The sequence below is a fragment of the Bradyrhizobium sp. genome (assembly GCF_030693485.1).
Classification (GTDB): Bacteria; Pseudomonadota; Alphaproteobacteria; order Rhizobiales; family Xanthobacteraceae; genus Bradyrhizobium.
Map to the genome: position 1 here is coordinate 21,482 of NZ_JAUYAN010000093.1, position 16,279 is coordinate 37,760.

The 16,279-nt window shown below is 62.1% G+C and carries 16 protein-coding genes and 1 tRNA gene; 3 read left to right on the plus strand and 14 right to left on the minus strand.

Features of this window, described 5'->3' with window-relative positions; all coding sequences use genetic code 11:
• Positions 1-192 precede the first annotated feature (192 nt).
• Positions 193-1,215: an MBL fold metallo-hydrolase gene (locus Q8N40_RS06860; RefSeq protein ID WP_305711270.1), complete on the plus strand. Its 1,023-nt coding sequence runs from the start codon at positions 193-195 to the stop codon at positions 1,213-1,215.
• A gap of 38 nt (positions 1,216-1,253) precedes the next feature.
• On the opposite strand, the gene Q8N40_RS06865 is transcribed toward Q8N40_RS06860, so the two are convergent.
• The 3 genes from Q8N40_RS06865 to Q8N40_RS06875 all read right to left on the minus strand — a co-directional run bounded on the left by Q8N40_RS06865 (position 1,254) and on the right by Q8N40_RS06875 (position 3,916).
• Complete coding sequence (locus tag Q8N40_RS06865; RefSeq protein WP_305711271.1) at positions 1,254-2,006, minus strand: DUF2786 domain-containing protein; 753 nt, start codon at positions 2,004-2,006, stop codon at positions 1,254-1,256.
• A gap of 69 nt (positions 2,007-2,075) precedes the next feature.
• On the minus strand, positions 2,076-3,200 hold the full coding sequence (locus Q8N40_RS06870) for a hypothetical protein (RefSeq protein ID WP_305711272.1): 1,125 nt from the start codon (positions 3,198-3,200) through the stop codon (positions 2,076-2,078).
• A gap of 59 nt (positions 3,201-3,259) precedes the next feature.
• Positions 3,260-3,916: a NeuD/PglB/VioB family sugar acetyltransferase gene (locus tag Q8N40_RS06875; protein ID WP_305320897.1), complete on the minus strand. Its 657-nt coding sequence runs from the start codon at positions 3,914-3,916 to the stop codon at positions 3,260-3,262.
• Between the two features lie 542 nt (positions 3,917-4,458).
• Here Q8N40_RS06875 and Q8N40_RS06880 point away from each other — a divergent pair.
• Positions 4,459-5,793, plus strand: coding sequence for a sigma-54 dependent transcriptional regulator (locus Q8N40_RS06880; RefSeq protein WP_305320898.1), 1,335 nt, complete (start codon positions 4,459-4,461; stop codon positions 5,791-5,793).
• Here the strand turns inward: Q8N40_RS06880 and Q8N40_RS06885 are convergent, their stop codons facing one another.
• From Q8N40_RS06885 to Q8N40_RS06930, 10 genes are all read right to left on the minus strand, one after another.
• The gene (locus Q8N40_RS06885; RefSeq protein WP_305320899.1) at positions 5,794-6,618 is read right to left on the minus strand and encodes an amidohydrolase family protein; all 825 of its coding nucleotides are present in this window, start codon (positions 6,616-6,618) and stop codon (positions 5,794-5,796) included.
• A 33-nt stretch (positions 6,619-6,651) separates the two neighbouring features.
• Positions 6,652-7,884: a hypothetical protein gene (locus tag Q8N40_RS06890; protein WP_305320900.1), complete on the minus strand. Its 1,233-nt coding sequence runs from the start codon at positions 7,882-7,884 to the stop codon at positions 6,652-6,654.
• On the minus strand, positions 7,881-8,951 hold the full coding sequence (locus Q8N40_RS06895; protein WP_305711273.1) for an aminotransferase class I/II-fold pyridoxal phosphate-dependent enzyme: 1,071 nt from the start codon (positions 8,949-8,951) through the stop codon (positions 7,881-7,883). Before Q8N40_RS06895 ends, Q8N40_RS06890 begins: the two co-directional genes overlap by 4 nt.
• Positions 8,952-8,957: 6 nt before the next feature.
• Positions 8,958-11,018, minus strand: coding sequence for a carboxypeptidase-like regulatory domain-containing protein (locus Q8N40_RS06900; protein WP_305711274.1), 2,061 nt, complete (start codon positions 11,016-11,018; stop codon positions 8,958-8,960).
• A 21-nt stretch (positions 11,019-11,039) separates the two neighbouring features.
• On the minus strand, positions 11,040-12,317 hold the full coding sequence (locus tag Q8N40_RS06905) for a hypothetical protein (RefSeq protein ID WP_305711275.1): 1,278 nt from the start codon (positions 12,315-12,317) through the stop codon (positions 11,040-11,042).
• 34 nt (positions 12,318-12,351) lie between these two features.
• A complete protein-coding gene (locus tag Q8N40_RS06910) occupies positions 12,352-13,017 on the minus strand; it encodes a hypothetical protein (RefSeq protein WP_305320904.1) in 666 nt (221 codons plus the stop codon).
• 57 nt (positions 13,018-13,074) lie between these two features.
• Positions 13,075-13,722, minus strand: coding sequence for a hypothetical protein (locus Q8N40_RS06915; protein ID WP_305320905.1), 648 nt, complete (start codon positions 13,720-13,722; stop codon positions 13,075-13,077).
• 74 nt (positions 13,723-13,796) lie between these two features.
• Positions 13,797-14,033 (minus strand): hypothetical protein, encoded by a 237-nt coding sequence (locus Q8N40_RS06920; protein ID WP_305711276.1) that lies wholly within the window; start codon positions 14,031-14,033, stop codon positions 13,797-13,799.
• A gap of 321 nt (positions 14,034-14,354) precedes the next feature.
• Positions 14,355-14,756, minus strand: coding sequence for a RidA family protein (locus Q8N40_RS06925; protein WP_305320934.1), 402 nt, complete (start codon positions 14,754-14,756; stop codon positions 14,355-14,357).
• A 256-nt stretch (positions 14,757-15,012) separates the two neighbouring features.
• Positions 15,013-15,102 (minus strand) — tRNA-Ser (locus tag Q8N40_RS06930).
• Positions 15,103-15,339: 237 nt separating this feature from the next.
• Here Q8N40_RS06930 and Q8N40_RS06935 point away from each other — a divergent pair.
• Positions 15,340-15,645 (plus strand): hypothetical protein, encoded by a 306-nt coding sequence (locus Q8N40_RS06935; RefSeq protein WP_371135630.1) that lies wholly within the window; start codon positions 15,340-15,342, stop codon positions 15,643-15,645.
• A 7-nt stretch (positions 15,646-15,652) separates the two neighbouring features.
• On the opposite strand, the gene Q8N40_RS06940 is transcribed toward Q8N40_RS06935, so the two are convergent.
• The coding region (locus tag Q8N40_RS06940; RefSeq protein ID WP_305711278.1) for a trehalose-6-phosphate synthase at positions 15,653-16,279 on the minus strand (627 nt) is incomplete at its 5' end.

The following is a 16,279-nucleotide window of genomic DNA, read 5'->3' on the forward strand; positions in this document are numbered from 1 at the left end:
CACGACCTCGGGAGGCGCCGCCCCGGACCGGAGCCCGGGAGGCGAGACGGCACGTTCTAGGAAAAACGGCCCTTCCTCAAGCCTGATGTGGAAGATTTTGGCTGCCCTCGCCTGATCCTGTGGAACGGAAGCCCCGTTCGCGTTGATGGCATGCGGAAATCGCGTAAGCTGTGGACACGGCCGGGGTATCAAATGTCAGACGATCTGAAGTTCACGGTCCAGCGGCCACCGGCCTACGGCGAATTGACGGACGTCCTGCCCGGACTGTTCTGGGTGCGGCTGCCGGTGCCGACGCCACCCAATCACGTCAATTGCTGGCTGCTCGACAACGGCACCGGATGGACGCTGGTCGACTGCGGCATGAACACCGACGACATTTTCGAGATCTGGGACGGACTGTGGCGGGGATTGCTGCGCAACCGTCCGTTGCAGAACCTCACCTTCACACATGCGCATCTCGATCACTTCGGCCTGGCCAGTTATCTGGTGAAGGAATCAAAATGCACGGTACGCCTGCCATTGGCCGAGTGGCTCAATGGCTGGAAAATGTGGCATGAGCGCGAGGAGGCCCCGGACGAGCAATTTGCCTCGTTCATGCGGCAGAATGGCGCTTCGGACGACGACGCTACGGCAATCCTGGCAGCCCAGCGCCGGTCGAAATACCTCGGCCTGCGGCCGCCGCGCCAATTCATCCGTATCCGGGACGGCGACCTGATCGGCATGGGACAACGCGAGTGGCGGGTGATCACCGCAGGCGGGCATTCGCCCGAACATGCCTCGTTCCATTGCGAGAACGACAAAATCCTGATCACGGGCGACCAGGTCCTGTCGCACATGGCGCCATCGGTGATGGTGCCCCCGGCGCAGCCGGAGGCCAACCCGATGAAGGAGTATCTCGATTCGCTAACGCGACTCGAAGCGTTGCCGGCGGATACGCTGGTGCTGCCGTCGCACGGCCTGCCGTTTCGCGGGCTGCCTACGCGGCTGGCTCAGTTGCGCGCGCATCATCTGGCCCGGCTCGACGACGTGGCGTCCGTTGTCACCGGACAAACCACCGCGTTTGCGGTCGCGCAGGAGGTGTTCTCGCGTGCGCTCTACGACAACCCGCGCCAGGCATTCGGCGAGTCGCTTGCCCATCTCAACATGCTTGCATCGATCGGCAGACTGACACGTGACGTCAGCGCCATGGGCGTGATCTCCTTCACGCCAGTGTGAGAGTTCGACAAACGCGCGCGTCAAATCTTCAATTTCCGTCACGGTCCTTGGCGGCGGAACTTCGACAACCCTGATTCGGATTCTCCCACCGCGGGATTGATCGCCAATGAAGATCCGGCGACGCCTCCGGCTTCATAGGCCGTCATCGACACCGTGCGGCCGGTGCTGCGCGCCGCCCGTAAATTCAAGCCGAGCTTGCCGAACTCGTCATCGACGATCGAGGTCTTGAGCACGACCAGCCCGCGTCCGGTGCTTTGATTTACCTGATCGCGGGCGGCCTTCATCGCGACCAGCTTCTCCGCGATGGACGCGACCATGCCCAGCGCGAACGAGGCGTTGGCCAGGTGCCGGTCATTGTGCCGGAAGCGGGCATAGCCGGCCGTGGTCTTGTAGCGACCGAGTTCGGAGCGGACGGAAGCGTCGATCAATTCGGCCAGATAGTGCGCGACTTCGATATCCGAGCGAAGGCCGAAGAAAACATAGCGGCTCTGGCCCGCCTGATTCTTCTCGCGCCAGACCCGGCAATCGCAGAAAAACGCGACGGCGCCGACGCAGTCGTCGAGCGGGATTCGCTTCTTGCGGAAGGTTTCGTACTCCCGCCGCTCGCAGGGCGCCTCGCGAATATCGATGTCGGTCAGCGACAGGTCGTAGCGATCGAGCATCTCGGCGACCTTGGCGGCGGCGGACAGCGCCTCGTCCTCGGTGCAGCCATTGTCGATGGTCTTGGCGCGCAAAGCCTGGATGCGCGTCTTGAGCTTGTCGAGTTCGGCGAGATTGGGATGCTGGTTCACTGATAGGCTACCTCTAAAGTCGGGTCCGCAATTCCTACCAGCCTGCCCGACGAATGCTCAAGCCCGCCTCTAGCGCCATCCCTCGCTTGCCGAAAAATAATCGTGGAGCAAATCGGCGGCCTTGCGGTGACCTTCTCTATTCCAATGGGCGTCGCCGGGGAAGAAGTCCTCGGCGGACATGACCGCACCGGCGTCGATGCAATCCAGACCCAAATCCTTGCAGCGCCCGGCGACCGCCCTGCGCAGGCCCCCGTTGGCGAGGATCTCGGGAATCCTCGGCCACAGAGCGGGAGCGAGATGGGGGACCCTTACCGCCCCGGCGTAGAAGTTCTGCGGTATCAACATGACAACGAGCCGGCCCCCTCTTTCGCGAGCCAGACCGGCGATGTTCACGAGGCTGTCAAAGGCCCGCTGGGAGAACTCGTTGAACGAGCCAAACTCCAGTGAATCGGAGTTATAGGCGTTTGGCAGCACGGCATCCTTTTCAAACAGATACTTCCTGTAGGCGGTATGGTTCAGCGTCACCGCGAACAGGCGGGCGGTCTGGGATATCCCGACCAGCGTACGCAAGCCCGGTATTCGATAGGGCGCCGAACTCGTAATCTGTCCATTTTCTGTCGTACGGTATGGCAGATCGAGCGTCAGGCTCTGCCTGTCAAACCGGGTCTCTCGCACATCGGGTTCGAGATCATTGCCGAGGTATAGCCCGACAACGATGAATTTCGGTCTCAAGTCCGGATGCTTCCGCAGGAAGTATTCGTAATGCTCCGGCTGAAAACCGTCGTTGCGTCCAACCGACACGACATGCGCCGGATCGATTCTGCCCTTCAGCCGGCTCGAAAACAGATTGGTGTAACGCTCGCTTACCTCGACGCCGTGGCCGAAGGCAAAGGAGTCTCCCATGAACGCGAACTCGACATCGGCAAACCTGAATTCGAAATCTTCCCTGTAGCCTCCGGAGTTGGTTCGAATCGTGACGTCAAACTCAGAGGTCCGCCAGCGATGGTTGAGGTTGCCCCGGACCGCCGTAACCCGTCCGCCGGAAACCAGCCGGTCTTCGTAGATCGGCAAGGACGCAGCGGGCTTCAGCCATTCCAGCGCCAGAAAGGATGCCGCCTCGCAAAGCATCATCGTAATGGCGGCAACGATCAGAACGGTACGACCGCTGCGCCGCAGGATTGCCAAGGGGTTCAAGACTCGTATTCCCCAAAAGTTATGAAGTTCGGCAGGGTGGCCATGCCAGGCCTGCGCAGCTAATGGCCGTTCACGCCCGACCGGGTGATTTTAGCCGGGATGCCGGTAACCATGTCGTTGGCGTTCACATCTTGCAGGACGACGGCTCCGGCGCCCACGACGGCCCCGCTGCCGATCCTTATTTGCTCGCGGATCACCGCACCCTGGGCGATGAAGGCGCCATCGCCGACCTCGACATTCCCGGCAATGTTGGCGCCGGGACCGATAGTGCAGTATTTGCCGATCCGGTCGTCGTGGCCAATCAGCGCGCCGCGCTTGACGAGCGAATAATCCCCGAGAACGGCATTGGACCCGATGACCGCTCCCGCGTCCACGATGCATCCCGAGCCGACATGCGCACGCCGGGACACATTGGAAAACGGATGAACCAGCGAGGCAAACGGATAATCTCGCGACCGCATGAGGTCGATGAAAGCACGCCGCTGCGTGGTCACGATGGCGCACACGACTTCGCAGTCGGCTGGACCGAATGGAAGGTCGTCAACCCAGAAAACCGGAAGCCCTTCAATGGTGGCGCTGGGATCCGGCCGCGTCAGGCTGTTGACGAAACCAAGCGGCGAAAAATCGCCGATAGCTTCCGCTATCTCGAGAGCTTCGACGGCAGAGGTGCCATCGCCCAGCAGTAAAAGCGGCCGAACCTTCAGGGCAACCCGCATGCTCAAAAATCCAGTTTCGGCAGAAGCGTAGGCCGACTTTGATAATCGGGTTTATAGACAGATACTTATAGGATACGAGTGGCGGAGGGAGAGGAACTGGGTTCGAACCTTCTCCGCGTGGGCCAGCGTAGGTGAAGGTCGCGTAGCGTACAATGCCCCTAACCCTACCGCCAAGGTCTGCCTGTGTGGCGATCGCCGCTGGGACGCCCGCTAGCGCTTGCCGAGGACCAACCCACGGCCACTGTTGAAATCCGCTCTGAGGCCGCAATTTGCGCCCACGATCGGATCTAGACACCCTCGTCAAACCTGCCCCAACTTCTCCTAAGATTGTATGTATATTAGACACAAACTTCGGTTGTTCTCCTACGTGCTTACTGCTTTAGTAGCATCACTCCGTGCGCTCGCGGCATTATGAGAAATAGTTTCCGGCAGACGCCGGGTTATACGAAGGAACGGTACGGAGATTTTGCGCTGCGCGGTCATGCTGGGGAAGCCTCATGCACCGGGAGCCATGGATTCATTTTTGTGGGCCGAAGGACCTTGTGGCGAGGCAAGCCATCCTCGACAGTCTGTCGAGCCACGGTGTTGTCACTCGATCGCTTGATGTCAATGCACCGTCGGACGAAGGTATCGTCTGTTTTTCCAGCATCGATGACGCTCTGTACGAGTTGGTGCGCGAACTCAGCCACAACCGGGACAAGCGCGTGTTGGCGGTGCCGGTCGCCGGCGCACAACTGGACAGTGCGCAGGCCTGGCGCCTCATGCTCGCTGGCGCGTCGGACGTTTTTCGCTGGTCATCGGCATCCGAAATGGCCGAGCGGGTCAAGGCGCGCTTCGACCGCTGGCGCGCGGTCGATGAGTTGCTGCAGTCGCCGACCGTTCAGAAAAACCTGATCGGCGGCAGCCCAGCATGGCGATCCGCCCTGCGACAAATTGTCGAAGTCGCGCGGTTTACCGACGCCGCAGTGCTCCTGATGGGGGAAAGCGGTACCGGCAAGGAATTAATCGGGCGGCTGGTCCACGAACTCGACCCGAAGGTGTCGGGCAGCGAACTCGTGATCGTCGACTGCACCACGATCGCCCCTGAATTGTCCGGCAGTGAATTTTTCGGCCATGAGCGCGGCGCCTTCACCGGCGCGGTCGGGGCTCGTGACGGCGCGTTTGCGGACGCGCATGGCGGCACGCTGTTTCTCGACGAGGTCGGCGAATTGCCGCTCGCCTTGCAGGCACAGTTGCTGCGCGTCGTGCAGGAAGGCACCTACAAGCGGGTCGGCAGCAATGCGTGGCAGCGCAGCCAGTTCCGCCTGGTTTCCGCGACCAACAGAAACCTGCTGCAGAGCATCGAGAACGGTCATTTCCGACACGATCTGTACCACCGCATCGGAGGCTGGATTTTTCGGGTGCCGCCGCTGCACGAAAGACGCGAAGACATTGTGCCGCTGGCGCGCCATTTCCTGGCGACGTTTCTGCCCGGTCTCGCAGAAGCGGATTTCGATCTCCCGGTGCGGGAATATCTGCTCAACCGCGCCTACCCCGGCAATGTGCGTGACTTGCGTCAGCTGATCGCGCGCATCAGCAGCCGACATGTCGGCCCGGGGCCGATCACAATTGGCGACCTGCCCGACGACGAGCATCCGGCGAACGCGCCCGAGAAAGAGAGCTGGCGCGTTCCGGAATTCGAACGCTCGATCGCGCAAGCCCTTTCGCTGGGGATCGGCCTGAAGGAAATCAGCCAGGCCGCGGCCGAGACCGCTACCCGCATCGCCATGCAGGAGGAGAACGGCAATCTGCGCAACGCCGCGCGCCGGCTCGGCGTCACCGACCGCGCCTTGCAGATGCGCCGCGCGGCGCGGCGCCAGCACAATGGCGGCACCTGATCAGGCGCTGAAGTGCTGGTGGTCCCAGGGATCGCGGTACTCGGCTTGCAGCGGCGCCGGCCGTGATGGCGTTTCCGGAATCGCCAGCGGTTGTTCCCGCCGCCGCGAGATCAGCCGCAGAAAGTTGCCGCCGAGGATCAATTGCTCATCCGCCGGCGACAGCCCGAGCAGGCGAACCTTCTCCAGTTCCACGCCGGGATGCAGCCACGGCCCGTCGGAGCCGAACAGAATCTTGCGCGCGCCGGCTCGCGCCACCGCCTGCTCAAGCAGCTCGAAGCGGCGGACCCCCGACGTGTCGGTATAGACGTTGGGGTGACGCACCAGATAGTCGATCAGGCTGTGCTGCGCGCGCCAGTCGTCGGAAAAACTTCCCATATGCGGGATGATGAACGCCACGTCGGGATACTCGGTGGCGATGAGCTCCATGATCGAGACTTCGCCGGTCGGATCATAGAGAACGGGTATCGCAAAGGCACGCGCGGCCTCGCATATCTCGCGCGTCAGCCGCGCGTCGTGGCGATGCACCTTGATGCCGACGAAACCATATTGCTGGACCGCGACCTGCACCATTTCGCGCACCCGGCCGCGATCCCTGCTAGCATGGACAAAGGCCAGGCCATAGAATCGGTTCGGCCGACTGGCGACGATCCGCGCCACCTCGCGGTTTGCGATCGCATAGTCCGAATGAAATGCCGCAAAAATCGCGGTGCGGTTGATATCGGCCGCGGCGGCCCAGCGCATGTATTTTTCGAGGGGCGCCGAGGTATCCCAGGGACCGGTCAGGCCATCGCCCTTTCCGGCGTGACAATGACAATCGATAATCATGGCGGCCACTACTTTGATCGCAACTTGGTCACGTCAGGGCGGACAGGAGCCGACGAAATCTGCTGGAACCGCCAGTCCGTTCAAGTCGAGCACAAATTGCTCGTAGCAATGGGCGTTCACGAAGTTTCCGGTGTCGGAGATGAATGCAAAATAGATATGGACGGTTTCGTGCAGAAGAGTTGAGGCTTGAAAGTCAAGACTTTGAACGCTGTTGGCGTCATCCCTCCAGAATGGTCTGCACAATACGATCCTGGAGATTCCCCCACAGGTAAATGCGACCTCACCCGCGCAACCTTCGACCGTGCAGGTTCTTCCGCCGGCACCGTTGAGGGTGACGGTGGCGGGGGCCGCCGGTCCCAAACACGTATATTTCATCCAGCCGTCGGCCAGGCTTTGCCGGGCGCCGCGGAGCCGGCGGATCACGGTAAGAACGGTGCGGGCGCTGCTTTGGGTCCAGATATTGCGATCGCCGGTATTCATACCGAACCGGCGTTGGAACGCTTGCCTTACTGCGTTCGAAACAACCGGAGCGGCGGGCGCCGCCCCACCGCGAATGCTGTTGCGCGCCGTTTGCAGTTGATTGATCGCGTTGTCCAGCAGTTCGATCGCCCGCGCATTGGCGCGTCTAATCACCCCAACCGGATCGGGGCCGGTGATCGCCGCGATGGCCGCACCAGGCGGGTGACAACTCACGAAACTGGCGCGTACCGGTCTCGGCGCGCGAGTTGGTGAATCGAACCCGATCTCGCTCTCGAGGCCGCGCCGAGGCGTTGCCGGCCCGCGAATAAGTCGCTTACCTCGCGAGGGTTGGGCGTAGACGATTCGGCCTGCTCCGCCTCCCGACTCGAACTCACCTAACGGGCTTTCCGCCTCGAACTCGAAGAGTTCATCCGAACCTGCCGGCTCCATTGCATCGGGCGCGTCATCGAACGCCTGCTGTCCGTGACCCGAACAGTGGGCACAGATTGCGGGCTCGGCGGTCGGCCCCTCCGGCGGCGCATCGTTTGGCGCCCAGCCGCTCCAGGGGATGATCGGAAACCCCGTCCGAATGCGCCGGCGAACCGCCCAGCGCCGCTGCGTCGAAGCTGGCCGCTGCGGCTGCGACGGTCGTGCCGGCCGTGACGGCCGTGACGGCTGCCTCATGGGTGGCCGTCCGCGGCTGGAATATTCCGATTCCCATTCGGTTTCTCCGGCACCAAATTGGACCTCTTGCGCCGTCAACTCCCCGCTCCACGGAATGGTTTCGAACTCGAAATATGAAGTCATGATGCCCTCCCCGTTAGTTGTTGAGTGGAATGATCAAGTGCCATCGCACGGCCGATCGCCTCGACAGCGCGGTCGATATCTGAAAATCCATGCAGGGCAGTGATGAGGAACGCGACACACGTCCCTAACTCACGACAGCGCCGCATCAGCACCGTGCGGATACCGAGGCGAAGCAGACGTTGATACAGGATATCTGCTGCGATGCCGGCCGGCCGCAATGTCTGTACAGGAAACAGACCTCCATCAACCCCGAGGCCAATCGCATGCAGTCCCGCATGAAAGCGATGCACGAGCTGCGCAAGATGTCGCCGCAGGCGGCCGCCAACCGCGCTATTGATCACCAAAGCGTGCTCAGCGGCGTGAAGGGCTGCAAGTGACGGCGGACTGCAATGGACGCGGGTTGCGCTTTGCTCTTCAAAACACCGGATCAGGCTCGCGCTGCCGGCAAGCATGGCCATCGGCGACCCGAAGCCCTTCGCCAGCGAACTGCCCACGATGACATCAGGCGATTTGACGCCCTGCCATCTTAACGATCCGCCGCCTTGCCTTCCCAGGACGCCGAGGGCTTGCGTATCGTCGAGCACGACGTAGCCGTTGTGTGGGGCGACGCACTGCAGGAATTCCGTCACCGGCGCGGGACCTCCGCAGCTCGGGCAGAAGCCGTCGGCGACGATGATCGGGCGGCGCTTGGTACCCCTGTCCTGTTCGATCAGGGCCCGGAGCCTCGTCGCGTCGCGATGCTGAAATTCGCGCACGGGTACGCCGTGCAGTGCCGCCCGCTCGACGCCCCATCGCGCAATGGCATAGGTTCCCTCGTCCATGTAGATCCTCACTCGGTCACGTGCGAGCAATCCAAAAAGGTCCCAGAACAGGTGGAGCGTCGAGGTAAGCGGCGTCGCGCGCTCGCAGCCCACCAGCACGGCGAACCTGCCGGCGATGGCGGCACTGCCCGGCGCCGGCTCCAGTGCCGCGGGCTTGCCCGTCGTGAGCCCCGGCCAGGGGCGCAACGACGGACCTTGGTGGCGCAGCCCGAGATAGAGCGCCGACGTGAAGTCGAGCACGGCCACCGCATTTCACCGTGACCGCTGCATCGCCAGCCGCTTCTGCAGGTGCACGGCCGGCATGTTGTAGTCGACGGTATCGGGATTGGTCAGGTCGATACCCGTCGCGGTGCGATAGGCGTGGATGTAGCCCTGGATCTCCGGCCGCCAGTAACGCGCCCAGTTCTTGGCATGGTTCTCGTCGTTGAGATCGATCCAGTCGCCGTAACGAATCGAGAGCAGTATCTGTTCGCCAAACGTCGCCAGATCGTGGAAGTGCGTCACGGTGACGTCCGACCAGCCTTGCAGTGTCTTCATGGTATCGACCTGCGGCATCCATGCTTCGGTGTAGGGCACCATCGGACGGCTTTGCAGGAAGTCACGCATCTCCGGCCGCGCCAGCAACCACTGCTGCACCAGCATTTCAACGCGCGCAGCCCAGGGCAGATCGCCGAACTGATTGTGGGCCCCCTGCGCCAAGAGGAGATGGACCTCCTTCAAGGCATTGAGCAGCGGGAATCCGTCGGCGATGACGGTGGTGTCGTTGTCCTCCTTGTAGAAGACCGTGCACATGTGCAGCAGATTGTGGAAGCCCTCGAGAAACTTCGAACGGCTGTCCGCCGGACGCATCGCCTGCATGGCTTTTCCGCGCAGCGTGATGCCATACTCATGATCGTACTCGGCACCGCGACGATTCACCGTCAGCCGGTTCTGTTCGTCCTGGACATAACCCCAGAGCAGATTGTTCAACGGCCGCAGCGGATCGATCGTTACATGCGCGAGCGGATCGCGATCGCTGAGGCTGCGTACGTTCTGGAAACGCCGGCTGACGGCATTTATCGACTGAACCAGCATAGCTTCCTCGTGCCAGTACGACCAGATCAGCTCGATCAGGCAGACGCAATCGGCACGCGGTGTCAGCACGTTGGTGCAGAACACGCTGTTGCTGCTCACATAGCCAGGAAATGCGGTGCCCACGACGCGTTCGATATAGGGCAAACGATTCGTGCCGAGGAAGTTCGTAAGCGTGGACATGACCTGCCCGACGGGGATGCCGGTCCGCGCGCTCTCTTCCTCAGCCGTCGTGATAGGATTTTGTAACGCGTCGGTGGCCCGTAACGCGACGCCGCAATTCCACAGCAGGAATATCTCGGTGGCGGTCTTCAGCAGTTCATAGGCGGCCATGCCGTGCATCGGCAGTTGTTTCGCCAGAGCAGACTTCTCCTTCAGGAGATCGACGCCCGGATGGCGCTCGCAGGCATCCACGGGAATCGCCATCCTCCCGGGGTCGCCGCACAAGACCTGCTCGATGAAGCCCTGGTAGCCCCGAAGCCCGCCGGGTCCTTTTCCGATGCCGCCAAATGAAATCGCCTTTTCATGCGCGCGGATGGCGGCCCATAGACCGAGATCCGGCGTCGGTATCGAAGCGGAACGCTGCAAGGTGACACCGATCTGGCCGTTGACCGGCCGCGCCTGTGCGGGAATCAGAATGAAGCTGGACCTGGCGGTGATAGACGGGCTGTTCGCCTCTGCAATGTTCACCGAGAGTTCGATCGATCCGTTTCCCCCGGTCGTGAGCAGCACGATCTCATCGGGACAATCCGGCATTGCCGCCAGGACTCCCTGGTTCGTTCCGAATCTGATCACCGTTGGATTCTTTAGTTTGCGATTATAGTCGGCGCGAAGCCTGATTGGCGTGCCGGCTTCCACGGCGGTGCATCTCTCAACTTCGCTATGCCCGCCTGCAGTGCCGTTCGGGATCAGGCAGGTGAGACGCAATCCCACGTCGAGCTGGAAATTTACCCGCGTCGTCGCCCCCTCTTCAACCTGCACCCTCTCTCCCTTGGGAGTGAAGGCTCCGCAGCTTGCCCAGTAATAGCCGGGCCGGAGGCCCTCGATCGCATAGTATCCGTTCGCGTCGGTGTGGGCCGACCCGGCCAGATGATCTGACGGACCTCTGAGCGCCGTGTCGCTCGGCCCATAGAGATCGATGCGGGCATCAACCACCGGAGCGTGCGTCTCCTTCTTTGGCCCGACGTCGGTCACCACGCCTGCCACCATCCCGAATACGATCCTGTTGGTTTCACTCGTCATCTCATCCTCCATCGGTGGTCGTTAAGTTGCGACGCTGCGCATGGCCGGCACTGCTGCGCAGAGTTCGGACGTGTTCACGGTGACGCGAACCGTCCAATAGGTGAGCAATTTAGACAGAAGCGCGCTCTCGTCTTCCGGGGTGATTGCGCCGTCTGCCCGCGCCTGGCCGATGACGGCAAACACCAGTATCGGAGAAGCGCGGTACATCTCCGGCGGATTGGCGCCCCACTCCCGGTAAAGCGCGCTGAGCCGCGCTGGCTGACGTTGCGCTACGTCCATCACTTCGACCAGCGAGCGACCGCGCAGCGCCCTCGGGCGATGATTGGTCAACACCGACACGAAAGCAGGCATGCTCTCCATCAGCTGGGAGAGCAGGTTTTGCGTCTCCGTAGCCAGTCCAACCGGCGGGTAGTACGACTCCCACAACGCCGCCAGCCGCCGCCATTGCGGATGCGGAAAGAGCGCCTCGCCGATTGCGGCACTGAGCCTCACCCGGATCCAGGGAATCGGATGCGGATCATCGACGTTGAGACGGAAAACAAACGGCCTCGGGAGGCTGACCACGCTGATCAGCCCGATGGTGGAGGCGATGCCGACACGGGCAACCGACCAGAAATCCGCGATGATCTCCGAGATCCAGCGCTCCCACATCTGCCAGGACAGGCGGCTGCCGGCGGAGCCGCGCTGCAGGCCTTTCAGAATCACCCGCAGCGAATTGACGAGGTCGAGCAGAGCCGCAGCCTGGTGCCCGATTTCATGCACCAGCGACGACGCGATTCCGGTGCCGACCATGCGCTCGCGCGGCACCCGTATTACGGCAACGGGATTCTGCCCGCCGCCCGGCAGGCGCGTGCGGGCGCGCCGGATCGCGGCGCCGATGTCTCGATCGAGATAGCAAATCACTGGCGGCGCCTCGTAATAGCCCGGCAGCTCCAGCGCATCGGCGGCGACGACATCGAGACCACCCAGCCACACGCCGGTCTCGTTCTCGCTGCGTTGCGTAATGACATCTGAAAACAAGTCGAACTGGGTCAGCACGACGTTGAATTTGAGACGCAGCATTGTAAACCGGCGTTGCGCCTCTTCCGGTGTCGCGGCATTGCTCGAGGGATGCTGCAGCCAGCCCAGGAATTGTTGTATTAGACGCCGCAGCTGGCGGCGGCCGACAATCAAGTGCCTGTCGATCGCGGACTGCGCACGGGGAAGAAGCGCAGCCGCTGGCAGCATCGTCTCCTGCAATGCGAACGACTTGACCTTCGCCAGCCGCGTCATCAGGGAGCGCGTCTCGTGCAGCAGCATCGCTCTTGTGTAGGAATCGAGTGCCATCGCTTGCTCATGCGCCTTGCAGGACGATCTTGTTGCCGCGGCGGTACCAAACCCCGCTCTGGCCGGGAGCGCCGGAACGAGCCACAGGGTTTGAGATACCTCCCGCCTGCAGCAGCCCGGGCGCCGCCGTTCGCGCCGCCTTGACGAACGCGGAGCGGGCCACCGCCCTTGGGTCCGCCCCCGTCGGCGCCGAAACCGCGTTCTTGACGGTGTCGGCAGCGAGTCGAACGAACTGCCTGGCACCCTCGAATTCGCTATCCTCCTGATTGACGGCTTCGTACTCCTGCCCGAGCGCGCTGGTCCCGAACGCGGTCAGTCCCTTGGCGATCGAAGGCCCAAGACGCCCGCCGATGCGCGAGCCGATGGCATCGCTGATGACTGGCACGGCCTGCAGCGCCGCGTTCCTTGCCGAGGATTTCAGGATCCCGCCAAGTTGCTGCCCGAGAGGCGACCTGATCGCTGAGCCGAGCGCACCACCTGCTTTCCGGATCAGATCTCCGATGAAATGGTTGAGCTCCTGCTCGTCCCTGATCTCAAGCAGCTCGCCGGCAAGCTCCATCTGCTCGCCTTCGTTGAATACCTCTTGCAGCTCGCCGGAAAATTCGAACTCATCGGATTCGAATTGTCCGGACTCCATACTGGTCTCGAGCTGGATGCGATCGATGTCGTGCATGATATCCTCCGTGCTTCGCCTGGGTGCGCATCGTTGCCGGCGGCTGCCGGGCAGCCGCTAGCAATTTTCGACAATGATCTTGTTCGGACCGATGCGCCGCCAGCGGCCGCTACGCGGCCGTGCGGTTCCTACGGAATTCGATCGCATCGGCGACATCGACGATGGCGAACTGTTCAGCAGTCCCGGCGCATGACGCTGTGCCGCCGCGGCGATGGCCGATCGCGCGATCGCAACCGGGTTACCCCCCGGTAAGGAGGCGGCATTTTGCACGGCTTCTGTTGCAAAGCGTGCGAACTGTTTGGCCGCTTCGAACTCACGGTCCTCCTGACTCAATCCTTCGAGCTCCATCTCGAACAGGTTGCCGGCCATCGAACCGAGCTTGCTTCCAATTGATGCGCCAACGGGACCCCCGAAAAACGTACCCGCGACGCCGCCGGCAATTGGCAGTGCCTTCTTCAGCACGCCTTTCAGCATGCCTCCGACGGCCTTGCCGGCCGTCGAGCCTGCAAACGCCCTCACCTTCTTGAAGACGTTGCCGAGGAACTGATCCAGCTCCTGCTCGTCTCGAACTTCGAGCAGTTCGGCAGCGAGCTCCATGAGTTCGCCCTCGCCGACCATTTCGCCCGTGGCCTCGCCAGACCACTCGAATTGCTCGGACTCGAACATCTCCATTTCGGGGTTGTACTCACTGAGCGGATTCTGCATTTCGTCCTCCACGGGGTTGGCTAGCCGGATGCAGGGACCCGCATGCGATTGGCATGCGATCACCCTCAGCGCAGCTACAGCAACGCGCGTGCCAATCGCAAAAATCGTGGTTTTTCAGAAGTATTGGGATCGGCGCGGGTTTTGCGGGCGAAGTTCGCTTCGCTCAAATCAGGCGCCATGAGCGCGCGGAAGAAGTTGTCTTCGTCGGCGCGGTGGCATTGCAGGCGAGCTGAACGCAAATGCTGGAAGGAGAGAAGAATTTCCGACGCTTTGGCTATAAGCGCTTTCTTGGCTGCTGCGGCCCACAGCAAGACCCGCCTTCAACGTCAAGTCCGCTTCGTTCCAATTAGCAAGCATCGTCACCATCGGATTCGACCGGTATCGGCGCGGGTTCCGATCGTCGCGGATGCGGTGTTATGGAAGAACTAGGCCACTGGCGAGACGCCGAGCCAATATTCCCTCCGGCTTTGACCAGACAGCGTTCACCGCTACTGATGGTAACCACTCCAGCTATGGCCCAATAGCCGACCATCGGGCGGGATCGCTCCCGCAGTTAATTATCGCTGGCACTACCCAGACCGTTAGGTCCGGGTTCTCTGTGCCAAGCTCGCTGGACGCCCAAGAACGGCGAACTAGCCTCCCGCGCCGATTACGCCGGTCGCGTTGATCTCCACCTTGAGCGGGGGGATGGCCTTCGGCGAGCCAACGCGCTTTACCTCGATCAAGGTTGAGCAGGGAAAGTCGCCGGTGAAGAACTCCCGGCGGGCGCGCCACACCTCGGTGTTTTCATCGAGATTGGTGACGTACACCGTGATAGACATGATGTCATTCATCTTGCCGCCCGCGGCCTCCAGCAGATCCTTGAACTTCTGGAAGATCGACCTGGTCTGAATGTACATGTCGTCGCCTGGATGCTCCCCTTTAGGTCCCGAGCCGGTCATCCCTGCGATGTGGAAATATCCGTTTGCTACTTTCATGTTGGACCAAGTCTGCGGTGGCGCCTCCGCCACCTTGGGCGATCGGATAGTTTTCATGCTCAAGGGTCTCCTCCTGTGAAACGGATTCGAAGCGAACGGGGATGCCATGTCGTCTAGACTTTTCCGTCCAAACAGTTCGTGGCGGATGTCCTCCCAACGCGCAACGCGCGAGCGGATCGTACCACGCGCACCGCGATGGTAAACGGGGCCGAGTTTGGGTGCGCGCAGTGATTGACGGCGGAATATCGGCCTTGGGGCACTAGCTGCGGGCGACCCCGCGGCTCGTGCAGAGAATAGAGGACTGGGGCCAAGTTGGCGGAGAGAGTGGGATTCGAACCCACGGTACGGTTTCCCGCACACACGCTTTCCAAGCGTGCGCCTTAAGCCACTCGGCCATCTCTCCGGATGGCCTGTCTTGAAGGGGCCCGGCGACTTTTGCAAGGGACTGCGGCCACGGCCGCCAATATTTCGATAACCAATTGAATAACATGGATAATTTGGCACAACCGTCGGTCGCGTACCGGAACCATCTTGAGGCCTTGAACCGAAAACCGGTTACAGTCGACGACGGATCATCGTGACGATTCAACCAGCGGAGCGCGGCATGACCAGCCCCAGGGCGCTGATAGTCTCCATTCTGATGTCCGCTGCGGCGCTGGATGCCGGGCCGGCGCTGGCGCAGGCCTGCACACGCCATGGCCTCGACGTCGCCTGCGATGATGGCCGGCGCGGCGTGCTGTCAGGCGATGCGATCATCTGGACCGACGGCACGCGCTCGAGCCTGACCTCGCCGCATCCGAGCGTGATCATCGGCAACAAGTCGTCGGTCGTCGTCGGCCCCGGAGTGTTCGTCGGCAAGGGCAAGGGTGTGGCGCCTCTGGACAATCCGAGCGCGCCGCACAAGGCGCGCTGCGCCGTGCTCGATGGCGTGTCGTATTGTTACTAGACCGGGCCTAGTGATACCGCGCATTGAAATTGGCGGCGCGTGGCGGCCACAATACCGGCTCCGCGATCAGCGGCTCGCCGGCATCCCTGTCGGCATGGGTATCCTGCAGCGCGTCGACAAAATCCGCAAACCATTGCTGGATCGTGCCGGCGCGAAGCTTCTTCATCATCGCTTCCCAGCGTAGCCGGCGTTCGTTCAACGGCATCGACAGCGCGGTCGCGATGGTTCGCGCCATGCCGTCGATGTCATGCGGATTGACCATCAGCGCGGTGTCGAGCTCGTTGGCAGCCCCGTCAAATTTCGACAGCACCAGCACGCCGGGATCGGCCGGGTTCTGTGCCGCGACATATTCCTTGGCAACCAGATTCATGCCGTCATGCAGCGGGGTGACGACGCCGACCTGGGCGGTGCGATAGAGGCCCGCCAGCACGGTCTGGCTGAAACCCTTGTTGAGGTAACGGATCGGAGTCCAGTCGACCTCGCCATGCCGGCCATTGACGTCGCTGACCAGCTTGGCGAGTTCGTTCTGCAGATTGCCATAGGCTTCGATGGCGCCGCGCGACGGCGTGGCGATCTGCAGCAGGGAGGCGGTGCGCGCGAGCCCCGGCTGCAAGGTCCACATCCGGTCGAACGC

Bases quoted from the DNA above. Each gene is read 5' to 3' on its own strand.
- Q8N40_RS06875 (WP_305320897.1), bottom strand. From the start codon at position 3,916: ATGCGGGTTGCCCTGAAGGTTCGGCCGCTTTTACTGCTGGGCGATGGC.
- Q8N40_RS06925 (WP_305320934.1), bottom strand. From the start codon at position 14,756: ATGAAAACTATCCGATCGCCCAAGGTGGCGGAGGCGCCACCGCAGACT.
- Q8N40_RS06910 (WP_305320904.1), bottom strand. From the start codon at position 13,017: ATGCACGACATCGATCGCATCCAGCTCGAGACCAGTATGGAGTCCGGA.
- Q8N40_RS06900 (WP_305711274.1), bottom strand. From the start codon at position 11,018: ATGACGAGTGAAACCAACAGGATCGTATTCGGGATGGTGGCAGGCGTG.
- Q8N40_RS06860 (WP_305711270.1), top strand. From the start codon at position 193: ATGTCAGACGATCTGAAGTTCACGGTCCAGCGGCCACCGGCCTACGGC.
- Q8N40_RS06885 (WP_305320899.1), bottom strand. From the start codon at position 6,618: ATGATTATCGATTGTCATTGTCACGCCGGAAAGGGCGATGGCCTGACC.
- Q8N40_RS06915 (WP_305320905.1), bottom strand. From the start codon at position 13,722: ATGCAGAATCCGCTCAGTGAGTACAACCCCGAAATGGAGATGTTCGAG.
- Q8N40_RS06890 (WP_305320900.1), bottom strand. From the start codon at position 7,884: ATGACTTCATATTTCGAGTTCGAAACCATTCCGTGGAGCGGGGAGTTG.
- Q8N40_RS06935 (WP_371135630.1), top strand. From the start codon at position 15,340: ATGTCCGCTGCGGCGCTGGATGCCGGGCCGGCGCTGGCGCAGGCCTGC.
- Q8N40_RS06905 (WP_305711275.1), bottom strand. From the start codon at position 12,317: ATGCTGCTGCACGAGACGCGCTCCCTGATGACGCGGCTGGCGAAGGTC.